This is a genomic window from Methanosarcina acetivorans C2A (assembly GCF_000007345.1).
In the GTDB taxonomy this organism is placed as follows: domain Archaea; phylum Halobacteriota; class Methanosarcinia; order Methanosarcinales; family Methanosarcinaceae; genus Methanosarcina; species Methanosarcina acetivorans.
This window is the reverse complement of record NC_003552.1, coordinates 2,890,415-2,904,770: the sequence shown is the minus strand read 5'-3', so window position 1 is coordinate 2,904,770 and position 14,356 is coordinate 2,890,415. Positions and strand designations below refer to the sequence as shown.

The following is a 14,356-nucleotide window of genomic DNA, read 5'->3' as shown; positions in this document are numbered from 1 at the left end:
GAATCGGATTGGGCTGGATTCACTAAAACATACCCTTCCACGACCAATCTATTTCATTTTCCGGTTCATTTCACAATGCTTCGATTATTTTTCTACCGATTCCATACATCGATACATATGTATCTGAGCACTTTCTTCCCGTGAAACTCTCAGTTTTTCCACTAATCGGTTCATTCCATGTTAGTAGGAACTCGCGGATATGATAGTATAAACCGCCATGAAAATGTTCACAAGGGCAGATCTCCATAAATAGCCCTTAAAAGACCCTCCGCCATCTGGGGCCTGGCTGAGTTGTGAGTGCACAGAAAGATAACCTTTTTCTTTTCTTGCGATCCTGCATTTGATATCATCTTACTATTATTGTACATGATAATTCCTGCAAGCTGTTTTTAAAAGTTTACCTGCGGAGTATATTAAAATCAAAATTCTACTGTAAGACATAAAAATAGATCTTCTAAGCTGCAGGGAAGTGATACCTGCAGCCTGGAAAGATGGTATATTCGAAGATTCATGTTTTCGCGCTTTAGATCTCTAATTTTACCAAGCCAGTTTGTTCTAAAATTTGCTTAGAGGTCACGGATCTGACCTATATTTACTTACAACCATGGAGTTATATATGTCTTTTGAAGGTATTCTATATATCACTACATGTAACTAAAGAGTTATTTGTGGGATAAATTTGGTAGAAAGCTACCTCATAAGAAGTATGTAAAACAGCATTTAATCAAAAATGACTTCATGCGTCTTCGGTTAAGTGAGGAATCATGATAAATTGCCTCCATTTTCGTAACAGTTCTCAAAAACTGTATCCCATTGGTGATTGGAACTGGATATCGATTTCATGTAAAAAGGACAAAATTTAAGGCGACTTTTGGTGCAAAATCGATATCCTTCAGGCAAGAAAATTCCTTAACCGATGACCAATGAAAATGACTTTTCTTTTTCTGACCTGAATGCAGCTTTCGTTATCTGTTTCTGGATTTTTCCCCATCAAGGAAAAGAAGCTTCAAAAATATGTTATCGCCCAGGAATTAAATGAACCCGGCGGACAAAATCAAATTTCAGCATGTCACTTCAGCATGTCACGTGAAATATTGCAACTGCCTTCCTTTGGAATAAGAAACTCTAATGCATAATTTGAATTTATGGATCAACTTGTTTGAATTATTTATGTAAACCCTATAGTTAAAATAAGATATGACTTTAATTCATTGTAACACTATTATAAGTAAGGAAAAATGATATTCAGGGCTCTGCTGTAACGCCTGATATATCAGTTAATAGTGTCAATGCAACTGAAATACAAGCAACAGTTGGGTGAGTTGAAATGACTATTTCTGAGAAAAAACGTGTTCAGGAAGCTGATCTTTTTGAGGCTAATTCTCAGGGAGCTAACCTTCAAGAGGTTAACCTTCAAGGAGCTAATCTATTTGGATTTAATCTTCAAGAGGCAAACCTTGAAAAAGCTACGCTGATGGGAGCTGTCCTTCAAATGGCTAACCTTTATGGAGCTAACCTTCAGGAGGCTGATCTTCAGGGAGCTAATCTCTTTGGAGCCGATCTTCAAGAAGCTAATCTTTGTGGCGCTAACCTTTGTGGAGCTGACCTTATAGGAGCTAACCTCCAAGGAGCTAATCTTATGGGAGCTAATTTTAAAGAGGCTATCCTTCTAAGAGCTGACCTTCAAGAGACTAACCTCCAGAAAGTTGACCTTCAGGGAGCTAACCTTTGCGAAGCAGACCTTGAAAAGGCTAACCTCAAAGGGGCTGACCTCGAAGGAGCTGACCTTCAAGAAGCTAACCTTTGCGAAGCAGACCTTGAAAAGGCTAATCTCAAAGGAGCTAACATTATAAAAGCCACCCTAAAAGAGACTAAACTTGAAGGAGCTAACCTTTGTGAAGCTAATCTTTATGGAGCCAAGTTTAAAGAAGCAAACCTTAAAGCAACTAACCTGAAAAAAGCTAATCTTGAAGAGGCTAAACTTAAAAAAGCTAATCTTGAAGGAGCTAATCTTGAAGAAGCTATATTTATTAATGCAAATCTAAAAGGAGCCAACCTTCAAGGAGTTGACTTGACAAAGGCGAATCTTATAAAAGCTAATCTTATAAAAGCTGACCTTAAAGAGGCTAACCTTAAAAAGACTAACCTTAAAAAGACTAACCTTAAAGACGCTAATCTTAAAGAAGCTAACCTTGAGGAGACTAAACTTATAGCTGCCCATAATTTATCAATTGACCAGCTTTCTAAAACGAAAACACTTCATAACGCAAAACTGGACGAAGAACTTCTGATACCATTGAAAGAGGAGTATCCGGCTCTTTTTGAAATACCATTAGAATAAACAAAGAGGCAAAGGTTCACTTCATCTCCGACCTTAAGAAGGGTATTCGTGATCCTGACATATCGAAGCTATCTGTCACTGCATCCTTCTTGAATGATTGTTTTTGATTGCTTTGTAATTGTTCTAAAATTACTTCAAGATTAATATATTCAGTACACTATTTTTTACTTTTCTATATACTGATATCTTTTATATGTACAACTGAAATAATACTTGTGTTACTATCACCTTATTCAATAATCTAATCCTGCAGAATTTGTAGAAAAAAATAAAAAGGGAATTGTCTGTTAGATTTATTGAATCAAGAGGACATTTGAGAAATATTATAAAAAACACACATGATATTCTTTGAATAGCAGGCACAAATAATGAAAGTACTTTCAATTACTTTCATACCAAATGAAATTGTGAGTGTGGAGAAATCACCATAATTTGCAGGGAAACGGATGGAAAAATCCCACCCATAAATAGAAAATGTAATTTGTTGATTAAGAAGCTATAACATCATCAAAATTCGATATTACCAGAATCTCCACCATGGTTTCTTTGCTCCAGGTGTAGTAATCTGCTTTTGATTAATCAAAGTTTGCATTTGCATCATGTAATTATTATGCATTTCTTCAAAGTATAATTCCCTTCTCTCCGCTTTTTCAAGCTCTTTTTGTAAGTCTTTAGTTTGATTCTGTGACTCTTCCATCCTTATTTCAAGTTCTCTTTGTAATTCCTTATTATTCCTTTGTTCGTCCACAAGTAGCGTTTCTAATTCCAATATCTTACTCTGTGATTCCTTATTATGCCTTTGTTCATCCACAAGTAGCGTTTCTAATTCCAATATCTTACTCTGTGATTCCTTATTATGCCTTTGTTCATCCACAAGTAGCGTTTCTAATTCCAATATCTTACTCTGTGATTCCTTATTATGCCTTTGTTCATCCACAAGTAGCGTTTCTAATTCTTGTGCCTTATTCTGCAATTCTTTATTATGCCTTTGTTCATTTTCAAGTCCATTTTTCAATTCTTGTATCCTAATTTTTTGTTCTTTTCCATAGATATTCAGTTCTGGATCAGATACAAGTTTTTCTAGAGCATTAATAACTGCTTTGTCAGAACTGTCAAAGCCCAGAATCTCTACTTTTCTCCATAGATCCAAAGGTACTTTTGTTTTTATTTTCTGCCATTCCTCAGTATGCATGTAAAAGAAAAAGACTCTTGTGAGTAATATAGCTTCCCAATTAGAGAGCCATTGATGTGTCCTCTTTACTAAAAAATATTGAAGTAAATTGGTAATAAAAAGGGTAAAGTCATTGATTTTTTACATGTCTCTAAAAAATTTGGAGTACGCCAGATTCTTTTATGAGATTTATCTAAAAAAACATATGCTTTGGCAATCACTGAAAAGTAAATTTTACAATGAGGAAACAGATATACTGTTTTGTAAAGTCTTCATCACCTTAAGTTGGCTACAGTAACAAAGTGAAATGAGATCTATATAATTAATCGATAACATAAATTCTGTGACTCTTTTAGCGTATATCTTTTTGTTTTTGAAGGGTAAATAATATTAACTCCTAAATTTAGATCTAACTATAAAAAATTGAGGATACTTACTTCGAAAATCCATACACGTATAGCTACAGATTTTGATAGGCTAGTTATGAATAATATCGTGGAGTTCCGACAGAAAAATCTAGAATACCTGACCTGAGCGATCCCTGTTCGTATACGGATCACGAATACAGCTGGTTCCATTTCAATTACAGAGTGCTCGAAGAAGCCTTCGATGAGTGCAATCCTCTTCTTGAGCGAGTCAAGTTCTTTTCCATTATTGGAAGTAATCTTGATGAATTTTTCATGGTTAGAGTTTCCGGGGTTTAAAAAAGAATCGTGGAAGGAGTTAAGGGCAAACGGATTGATGAGCTGGCTCAACGGCAACTTCATGTCATACGCGAAGAGCTTCTCAGACAGCTTCCTCTCAACGACAAATGCTGGAATAAAATTCCTGAGCCTGCCCTAAGGAAAAAGGGAATTAAAGTCCTGAACTACTTCGAACTTTCCGGAGAGGAGAGAAAAAGGCTCAGAGACTACTTTGAAAGGAATATTTTCCCTTTACTTACTCCTCTGGGTTTTGATTCGGGACATCCTTTTCCCCACATTTCGAACCTTAGTCTTAACCTGGCAGTACTTATTGATAATCCGAAATACGGGGAGCGCTTTGCCAGGGTCAAAATCCCTACCATGTCATACGGAGCCTATCCCATTTTTGTCCCATATCCACAGGAATTTCATAAATACTTTTCTGATCTATAGCTCTATTGATTATTTCAAAATCGAGATAAGGGAAGGAAATTCAGTATTTTGAGATCAGTTAGGGAGTACGATCAAGATTAGATATAGTTTTACTTTTCAATTACTTCTAATTTATTTTATTCTGTTTTATCTACTTCTATCTTTAACCTCTTTATTATCCTTTAATTTCTGGTCTTGTAGGGAGTTGTTGATGAATCTAAGTAAAATTCATCTCCTTTACTTTTGCAGAATTTGCATAGTTATATATAGGGCATGTATTTCTATATATTATATATATTAGACTGGTATATCTTAGATGCTCATCTCATATATAGCCCCATGTATAGTATATGGAGAATTTTTATATATTTTCTCCTTTAATTTGTAATTATTGTTTGATCTCATCCCAAAACCAATTTTATTTCCACATCAATAAGAGGCCCATAACCGGTTTATTACCAGAAGAGTGGTTGATTATTCCAAATTCGAGATTATGGAAGGAAATTTAGCGTTTTGGGGTCAGCTCTTTAATTAAACTGCTTAAATTACAATTTATGGTAGACTTTCCATTTTTTGCAAATCAGGTATGTTCTATGCTGAAGTCCGATTGCTAAGCTGATTTGGGACTATCCGTATTCTTAGAAACATAATGAACAGGATATTTAGATGGTAGTCAATGGAACTCAATAAAACTTCTGAGAGCAGAGTTGTTGCATTTCTTGATATAGGGACTAATTCGATCCGTCTCCTCCTGGTTCGGATTAACCCCAATGGGTCTTACCTGCCCCTGACCAAGCAGAAGGAAGCTGTCCGGCTTGGCGACAAGGGATTCATAGATAAGATTTTGCAGCTTAAGGCTATGGAGCGCGCAGTTATCGTCTGTAAAAAGTTCATGGAACTTGCCCGGGCCTATAAGGCAGAAGAAGTCATAGCAGTTGCTACCTCGGCTACACGAGATGCGAGTAATAAGGTTCAGTTTCTTGAAATGTTGAAAAAAGAAGCACATCTGGAAGTCTGCACGATTTCAGGAAACGAAGAAGCCCGTTTGATCTATCTGGGAGTCTCAAACGAGTTCAGGCTGGGTCATTCCAAAGCCCTCTTTATTGATATCGGAGGAGGGAGTACCGAAGTATCGATAGGGGATCAGAAGCAGTACTTTTTTCTCCACTCCTTCGACCTCGGAACAATACGATTGACAAACATGTTTCTCCCTGATGAGACCGGGCCGGTTTCGTTAGAACGCTACGAAAAGATTAAGGCATATATTCGGTACAAGGCTGCAGAAGTAGTAAAAGAGCTTTCACGGTACAGGATAGGTTGCACGATTGGGAGTTCTGGGACACTTGAGAATCTCGCCAAGATAGCCTTTGTCTATCTTCACCGGACATCCAGCGGAAACTATGACAAACTCGGTTATGAAGACCTGAAAAAGATAGTAAGGGATATGTGCGCACTGTCCCTGGAAGAAAGACGAAAATTCCCGGGAATCAATGCTCAGAGAGCAGACATCATTATTGCCGGGGCTGCCATTATAGAGACTTTTATGGAGAAGCTTGAAATTTCCGAGATAAAGATAAGCAAATCCGGGCTAAGGGAAGGACTTCTTGTAGACTACCTCTCTAAAAGCGAATTTTCCCATCTGATAAACCAGATGTCAGTCCGAAAGCGCAGCATTATGCAGCTGGGTTTAGCCTGTAATTTCGATGAGGAACACGCCCATATAGTTACCAGGCTTGCCCTTGAACTCCTTGACAGTATCCAGGCCCTGGGTATCTATGAGTTTCGGGAAGAAGAGCGAGAGCTTCTGGAATACGGGGCTACACTGCATGATATAGGGATGTTTCTTTCCTATGATACTCACCAGTCTCACGCCTACCATCTGATCCGGGAAAGCAGCCTCCCTGGATTCCAGCCTGAAGAAATCGAAATTATTGCAAATCTTGCCTATTTTCACAGAAAAAACATGCCTAAAAAGAAACATTCCAATCTTACCGGGCTTAACAACGATACAGTGAAAAGCATCAGAGTTCTGAGTGCTCTGCTCCGCATTGCTGAAAGTCTTGACCGCTCTCATAACGGAATTATTTCCCATGTCCGCTTCTACATTGCCTCAACCAGAAGTCTTGTGCTTGAAATCCATGCACAATGGGAGTGCCAGCTCGAGCTCTGGGAAGTCGAGAAGCAGAAAAAATATTTCAAAAAAATATTCGGGTACAATTTCCAGTCCAAAGTTATTGTAGATCAAGGAGTAGAGACCCTGCCGGTTCTTTATACATTCTGAATTTGAGGAAATTACCTGAGACTGAAAATGCTATGAAAAATCTTTCAATCAATTTAAGTTAAATAATTCATACTTTCCTTCATGAAGATGTGGCCGCTTTATACATGTTATTGATTGCGTTTCCAATTCTCTGTCTAAACTCCTCGCTCTGGACTTTTGCCCAGGCTTCCGGGAAGGTGTCGAGTAGAGTCTGGAGTTCTTCTTCTCTGTACACTCTGTAAGCTTCTACCCCTTTCAAGCCTTTGGGTATTCCCTTTTCTCCAAAATTTTTTCTCCCTTCTGAAAGGCCCCATTCTCCGGTCTGCAGATAATTATCAAGCAGGTCGATTGCAAGCACGGCGTCGTGCAGGTCTCCAAGGTGGTTCTGCAGGGCTTTGAATTCCTCTATCATTGGTTCTACTTCTTTCCCCAGCACCTCTCCAAAGAACTCAAGTGTGTAGCGGAGCCCTTTGGCTGCAATCCTGAGCCTGTGTAACCTCTCCACATAGACATGTGGTCCTTCGACCCATTCGGAATAGGCACTGATGTCTGCAAAACGGGCATAAAGAATAGAAGGAAGCACATCCCTTATTCTATGCGGCAAAGCATCATGTTTTTTGGTTGTAGCTGGCAGAGCCCAAAATTCGTAATCGGCAAGATCTTCTGAGAACTCTTTTTTGAAACTGGAGTACTTCTCGCTTTCCAGGTAGATAAGCATGTTTTTCCGGGATTTTTCTCTCTCTTCGGCAAGTACGGCAAATAAGGGATCAAGGTCATGTTCCTTCTCAGGAGGCAGTTTTTTCAGATACCCTTCAGCTTTTTCTCTAAAAACGTCCAGATCCCTTACATCCCCGAGTGCTCCAAGGGTACTTTTAAGTCCTTTCAGGTGAGGTCCAAGCTTTTTGGAATCCAGGTACGCTTCAAAGACCTTTGCAGCAGCCCTCATTCTGCGGATTGAAACTCTCATATCGTGGAGTTCTTCTATATCCTCTCCCTTTCGTGTTCCTTTCTCATGGGCAAGCATTCTTGCAAACTGCTGGGAAAAAACTTTCTGAGCTACCATAGCCATGGAGTTTTCGGGTCTGACTACGAATTTCAGGCCCTTGTTCTCTTTTTTACTTTCCTCCTTCCCTTTGGCCTCTCCGGATTCTTCTACCTTTTTGTTAATAATTTCAGCTTCATTCGTCTCTTTGCCTGGTGTGAAGAGGAGTTTTGTACCAAAAAGGTATTCCCAGAGTTCGCTTCTTTTTTCTGCTCTTTTTACAGCTTTATCCGCATCTTGCCCGAAAATTTCTACTTCAACTGCCCCTTCTATCTGCCTGATCCTGCCTGGCAGGAACTTCAAATCTCCTTTTTTAAGGAGATCCGCAATCCGGATAAACGATGCGAGAATTAAGGCTTTGTTCTTGATTTCTGGAGGCAGCGCAATATGCGATTCTTCAAAGGCTGAAGACAGATTCTTCACGCTGATTCCGGGGGACTGAAGTTCCATAATTAGAGCAAGCATCCTGAGTTCGTGGAGCTTTAAACCTTTCAGAGGGTGGGTCAGGAGAATTTCCTTTCCCATCTTGAATTTTTCTTCTGGAGAAACAGAAGTTCCGATGTCCTGAAGTAGAGCTGCAAAACTCAGCATTTCTCGTTCTTCCTTCCCTAACCTGTGATAAGGGAAAAGTCCATCAAAAAGTATGAGTGTGTTATCCCTGATCTTTTCTGCCCTGGTTTTATTTACTCCATAGAGCTCAAAAAGAGTTTCAAGAGTCCACCCCTTTTCAAAGCTGATATTTTCCCCGTTTTTGTCAGGAGCACAGTGCCCAGCCTGAAAGTGAAACTCTCCGGACGCATTAATTTCAGAGCTAAAAGGGAAAACGGCAAGTCTTTCTTTTTCAAATCCGGAGCGCAGGGTTTCGATCTCTGATTCCGGGACTTTAAGGAAAAGACTCAATTCCGATGTATTCAAACCCTTATCAAGTGAGAGAAGAATTCTAGCCTGCTTTCCATAAACATTTTCCTGGTCTTCAAGCTGCATGCAAAAAGCTCTTTCCCTGAAGTTCAAAAGGGTTTTTTCAGGAAAATTATTTTTGAAGAAAATAGCTCTTTCGAATTTGGAAAAAGGATTTTCTCCAAGGTTGTAATTTTCCAGCAGGTATTCCGTAATAGCTTGTAAATCTTGAAGGGTTCCTTCAGCTTTCAATTCGATTTCAAGTTCACTGTACAACTTTTCCTTTGTTTCACTTTTGAGGCTCACACGGTCAAGAGATAATTCAGCTACCTGCGTTTCTCCCAGTTTTACCTGGCGTACAAGCCTTTTTTGTTTAAGTTTCATTACAGGGATCAGGTCAAAACCGGAACTAAGTTCAAAAATTCTGTTCCTGATCTTGATATCCGGGCATTCAAGGACAGAGCCCTCTTCCGGTAGGAAACTGACATATTCCTCTCTCTTGTGCACCCCGGCTTCGAATCCTCCAAGGCTCTTGATGGTCAACCACTGACCTTTTTTTCCGGTCTCTTTCCGTAGCCGCAGAAAATAACCCTCGGACATTAAAACCATTTTTGTCGTGTCCAGGAAGATATCTTCGATAACCTGTACCGTACCTTCGGAAAGAGAATAGTCTCCCAGTTGCGATAGCGTTTCAAGATTTTGAATGTCTGCTTCATCCAGTACCAGAAACTTTGATTCGATTTCCATGTTTCTCCCACAATATTACAGCACAGATTATAATAAAAAATATGTCATTTCTTATTATATCCGCACTTCTGTTAAAGAGTTAATCCCAAAACTCCCTGTTCTTGCTAACCAGAATTTTCCATGATTGTTTTCCGGTTGGAAAAGAGAATGGATGGAACTCAAAGGAAAGAGCCTGAAGCACTATTATAGTCTGACAAAAAAATATGACTTCCACAAACCTTTTTTTAAATTTATCGTTTGTTTGTGTAGCTGCAACTAATCACAAGGACTGATTCTGGATCTTGTAGCCAAAAATGTTGGAAACCAGACAAAAACAAAAAAGCATCGGCTGCTTCAGTAAACAGATCGGGACATATAATGTATAGTCCTGAAAAACAGACATGATGTTTGCCTGCGGAAAGTATAGAATATAAAATCCAGACTGTGCGGGAGTTGTACCTGTAGCCCAGAAGCGCTGGTATGATTGAAGAGCTGTGGGGACTCTCACATTCAAATACATGACTACTCTCCGCCCAACTGATATCCCAAGCAGAGCAGTCACGGATCTGACCGACACTCATTAGTATATATGGGACATATATATCTTTCGCAGGTATTCTATATAGTACAATTTAGAGCTAAAAAGTAATTTTTCAGGTGAATCTGATAGAATAGGCATTACTATACATCTGTGTCATTCATCGAGGTACCATACAGATCTGCACTAATATAAACCGAATATTAATGGATCACCTAAAGATTATATAAGAAGAAATTTCTTAAACACTATATATACTAATCATGCTATGTATAAAAATCTCTTTGATGTAAACAAAAGTCACATTACAATAAATATGAAAAATCTCTGTCTGACACGAAAAGATAATCATATCGCTGGAAATATTAAATAGGTTCTCTTAAAAGTATAGGAAAAAATACTTTTCAAGAAAAAAATATATTTTTCTTTGAAACCCCATAAAAAATGGAGTCAAAAACATGAACCCCGATAACTCACCTAAAAAGATTTCTGCCTGTTTAAAAGCAGACTCTTTTCCTGTAGCGGTGATAGCTCTTCTGATCGTAGTTGTCGCAGCATTTGCAGCCATCGGGATGGTTGAAGATCCTTTTTCTTTTTTTTATCCAGTTGAAGAAACAGATCTTACGGAATCTACGGAAGCTGAACTTCTTCCTTATTCCGAACTTACTCTTTCAGGCAGTACTACAGTAAAGCCTGTGTCGGACCTCCTGGCAGAAGCTTTTATGGAAACCCATGAAAACTGCATTGTAAGCGTAACCGGAGGAGGGTCAGGGGCAGGGATTTCATCTGCTGGTACAGGAATTGTAAACATAGGTTCGGCTTCAAGAGCTGTAACCGATGAAGAACTCCTGAAATATCCTGACCTCCAGACCCACAAAATAGGGGAGAGTGCTGTCGTGGTGATCCTGAACGGGATAGAGGGCGATTTCACGGACAAAAATGAGCTTATTAAGGCTTTTAGCGATTCCGATGGTCAAGTTGATCTTGTTCTCGACGAAAAAAATGGGGAAATCCACGTAAACAAGACTGGCACCAGTTTTCAGGTATTCCAGAGATCAGATGAAAGCGGTACTGAAGAAACTTTTGCAAGCTACCTCGGACTTGGAAAAAACCTTGACGGATACGGAGCTGAGGGCAGACTGGGAAATGATGGAGTGCTTGCAGCCGTTGAAAATACTTCCAATTCCATCGCTTTTGTTGATTTTGGTTTTGCGGAAAGGAGTAAGAAGGTCTCCATTGCCGGGATAGAGTCTTACAAAAATACAGAGATAACGGATAAAAGCATAAAAGCCGCTCTTGCGGGCACTGCAAAGCCGTTTCCATCCGAAAACTCTACTCTCACAAGGTCTCTGAACTACCTTACCAAAGGAAAACCCGACTCTCTCGAACAGGCGTTTATCGATTTTGCCAGGTCTCAAGATTCGGTCTACATTTTCAAGGAATGTGGGTACTTTTCAATCAGGGAAATTAACTGAAAGGTGAGCTTTACGCGACATTTTATGAAAAAATATCTTTACAAACTGAGATTTTGTCCCGAGAGAAGAATCTGCTCTGAGAAAAGACAGCCTCTCCACCCGAAAAAATTAGCATTGAGTATTAAGCTTTACACTGGGATTTTTGAGCTGTAATTATGAATGTTAGTGATAAAACCTTAATCATAATTTGCCTTATATTTGCATCCTTGATTGCTATTTCCGGAGGCGCTTCCAGAACCATCCTGCTATCAGGTTACCTGGATCTGGAGGAACAGGATATCAGTGAAAAGCTTGAGCTTGTAGAAAGCAACTTTCAGAGTGAAGTTTCAAGGATATCCTCCCTTAACCATGATTGGGCTTCATGGGATAAAACCTTCGAGTTTATGGAAAACGGAAGTCAAACATATATAAATTCTTACCTTACGGATGAGATATTTTCTGAAGCAGGAATCAACCTCGTGCTCTATGTGAACAATTCAGGGGAAATTGTTTATGAGAAAGTTATAGATCCCGAAACAGGAGAAACACTTCAAATACCCTCTGAACTCCGGAGAGTAGTCCACGAGAACGGAAGCCTGCTTGCCCTGCACCCCGGGGATCAGAAAAGCGGGCTAATTCGGACTGGAAACGGTCCCCTTATTATCAGTTCCAGGCCTATACTTACGAGTACGGATTCCGGACCCGTTGGGGGAACCCTTATCATGGGCAGGTATGTCACAGAATCCTTTTTGAATGAAATTGCCGGAATTCAGGGAATCCAAATAACACTTGAGGATGTGGAGATTTTGGGATCTGAACCTGCTTCTTACTTTGAAGATTTACCATCTAGGAACCCGGACACTGAGATAGACGGACAGCACATAGAAGTAATAGACGAAAAATGGATTGCTGGTTATATCCGTCTAAATGACCTCGAAGAAGAGCCAGGAATTCTCATAAAAGTAAATTCTCCAAGAACCCTTTATGCCCAGGGGAAACACAACCTGGTTTTCTTCATAATAATCTTCAGCCTGGCATGCATTATCGTGGCAATCGCAACAAATTACCTGCTTAAACGTCTCATCATTTCTAACCTAACAGAAATCGAAAGATTCGTTACTGACATCGGAGAAGAGAATAACCTCTCAAAGAGGCTGGAAATCAAGGGAGGAGACGAGTTTATCCGGCTCTCTGGAGGGATAAACAGCATGCTTCAGGACCTGGAGCTTTCCCAAAAGGAAGTCATGCACAGGGAAAGTGAAAAGCATGCTCTTCTGAATTCCCTTATAGAAGTTCTAATTTACCTTGATTCCGAGCTCAAGATTGCCTGGACAAATAACAAGGTAAGCGAATATTTCGGAGAGAAAACTGAAGCGATCACAGGCCGGACACACCACGAGCTCTGGGGCGATAAAAATCCTATTCTGGCCCCATTCGTTAGAAAAGCTCTGAATAACGGAAAAACCCAATCTTTTGAAATCAATGTAAGCGATAAAGACAGCTGGACTGGAGAGATCTGGTCTGTAACTATTGGTTCGGTCAGGGACAGAGATGGAAAGCTTATCGGAACCATAGAGTCAATCCTTGACATTACGGAGGTCAAAAAATCCGAAGAAAAAATGCTTCAGGCAAAAATCCTGGCCGAAAATTCAAATAGAAGCAAGAGTGAGTTCCTGTCAAACATGAGTCATGAACTCCGGACTCCTCTCAATGCAGTAATAGGTTTTGCCGACATATTGAATGAGGAGGGTTTTGGTCCCCTCAATAAAAAGCAAAAGAGGTTCGTAGGCAACATTTCCACCAGCGGAAAACATCTTCTCAAGCTGATAAACGAAATCCTCGACCTATCGAAAATCGAAGCCGGAAAAATGGAATTCAAATGCACGGAGTTCTCTGTTAAGGAAAAATTTGACGAAATCAAAGACATTCTTTTCCCGGTTTTTTCAAAGAAAAAAATAAGGATTGAGTTTGAAATCGGAGACGGGATTACAACCATCTATTCAGATGAGGGGAAGTTTGTACAGGTTCTCTATAACCTGGTAAGCAATGCAATCAAGTTCACAGAAGAAGGCGGCTTTGTAAAAGTAAGTGCCAGAAAAAACGGAGACATGCTCCAGCTCTCCGTAAAAGATACAGGAATTGGAATCACTGAAGAAGATCTTATGAAAATTTTTCATCCTTTTGTACAGGTTGATTCTTTTTCTACCAGACAATACGAAGGGACGGGACTCGGGCTTGCCCTGGTGGACCAGATGGTACAACTCATGGGAGGAGAGATCTGTGTCTTCAGCCAACCCGGAATAGGCAGCGAATTTATCTGCATGATTCCCCTGAAAAATTATGACAGGAAGTAAATTTCTACAATAAATCAGTTAGAAGTAAAAGGTATCTTTTCATTTCTTGTCCGAAAGATTTTCTTCCTAACATTTTTATGGAAAGTTTGAAAATAGTTTTTTGTTTATGCAACCTGCAACAAATCGCAAAGACTAATTCAGGATCTTCCATCACAGAGGAAAGCGGTCAGATAAAAGCAAACAACATAGACCGTCTTTTCAACATATTATGAAACAGACATAGCGCTTGCCATTTACAGAAAGCATCAAAAATGGGTTTTAGGCTGCAGGAGTAGTGACTGCAGCCTGGAGAGACTGTAGGTCCAGAGGTTTATGCTTTCGCACTTCAGACTTATACTCATTAAGCCACTTTACACAGGATTTGTTCGGAGAGGTCACGAGTATGACCTTCACTTAATTAATAGACATGGGCTTATATATATCTATTGAACATATTCTAAATAGTACTACCAGAACTA

9 protein-coding genes and 1 pseudogene are annotated in these 14,356 nt (G+C 39.5%); 8 read left to right on the top strand and 2 right to left on the bottom strand.

Annotated features, from left to right (window positions below; all coding sequences use genetic code 11):
- The first annotated feature begins 953 nt into the window (after nt 1-953).
- The 3 genes and pseudogenes from MA_RS27010 to MA_RS29810 all read left to right on the top strand — a co-directional run.
- Nucleotides 954-1,136: a hypothetical protein gene (locus MA_RS27010; protein WP_157860208.1), complete on the top strand. Its 183-nt coding sequence runs from the start codon at nt 954-956 to the stop codon at nt 1,134-1,136.
- Nucleotides 1,137-1,327: 191 nt separating this feature from the next.
- Entirely contained in the window at nt 1,328-2,341 is a 1,014-nt protein-coding gene (locus tag MA_RS12200) for a pentapeptide repeat-containing protein (RefSeq protein ID WP_011022329.1), read from the top strand.
- Nucleotides 2,342-2,547: 206 nt separating this feature from the next.
- Nucleotides 2,548-2,675 (top strand): annotated as a pseudogene (locus MA_RS29810) (IS630 family transposase); the annotation flags it as partial.
- Nucleotides 2,676-2,861: 186 nt separating this feature from the next.
- Here MA_RS29810 and MA_RS12195 read toward each other — a convergent pair.
- A complete protein-coding gene (locus MA_RS12195) occupies nt 2,862-3,533 on the bottom strand; it encodes a hypothetical protein (protein ID WP_011022328.1) in 672 nt (223 codons plus the stop codon).
- A gap of 569 nt (nt 3,534-4,102) precedes the next feature.
- On the opposite strand from MA_RS12195, the gene MA_RS28625 reads away from it, so the two are divergent.
- The 3 genes from MA_RS28625 (at nt 4,103) to MA_RS12185 (ending at nt 6,908) form a co-directional block, all read left to right on the top strand.
- Nucleotides 4,103-4,216 (top strand): hypothetical protein, encoded by a 114-nt coding sequence (locus MA_RS28625; RefSeq protein ID WP_248698039.1) that lies wholly within the window; start codon nt 4,103-4,105, stop codon nt 4,214-4,216.
- Between the two features lie 9 nt (nt 4,217-4,225).
- A complete protein-coding gene (locus tag MA_RS28620; protein ID WP_048065375.1) occupies nt 4,226-4,648 on the top strand; it encodes a hypothetical protein in 423 nt (140 codons plus the stop codon).
- A 655-nt stretch (nt 4,649-5,303) separates the two neighbouring features.
- Complete coding sequence (locus MA_RS12185; RefSeq protein ID WP_011022327.1) at nt 5,304-6,908, top strand: Ppx/GppA phosphatase family protein; 1,605 nt, start codon at nt 5,304-5,306, stop codon at nt 6,906-6,908.
- A gap of 79 nt (nt 6,909-6,987) precedes the next feature.
- Here MA_RS12185 and MA_RS12180 read toward each other — a convergent pair whose 3' ends face one another.
- Nucleotides 6,988-9,573, bottom strand: a complete 2,586-nt coding sequence (locus MA_RS12180) for a CHAD domain-containing protein (RefSeq protein WP_011022326.1) — start codon at nt 9,571-9,573, stop codon at nt 6,988-6,990.
- Nucleotides 9,574-10,548: 975 nt separating this feature from the next.
- Between MA_RS12180 and MA_RS12175 the strand changes: the two genes are divergently transcribed.
- On the top strand, nt 10,549-11,565 hold the full coding sequence (locus tag MA_RS12175; protein ID WP_011022325.1) for a substrate-binding domain-containing protein: 1,017 nt from the start codon (nt 10,549-10,551) through the stop codon (nt 11,563-11,565).
- A 155-nt stretch (nt 11,566-11,720) separates the two neighbouring features.
- On the top strand, nt 11,721-13,898 hold the full coding sequence (locus tag MA_RS12170) for a CHASE4 domain-containing protein (RefSeq protein WP_011022324.1): 2,178 nt from the start codon (nt 11,721-11,723) through the stop codon (nt 13,896-13,898).
- Nucleotides 13,899-14,356: the final 458 nt, after the last annotated feature.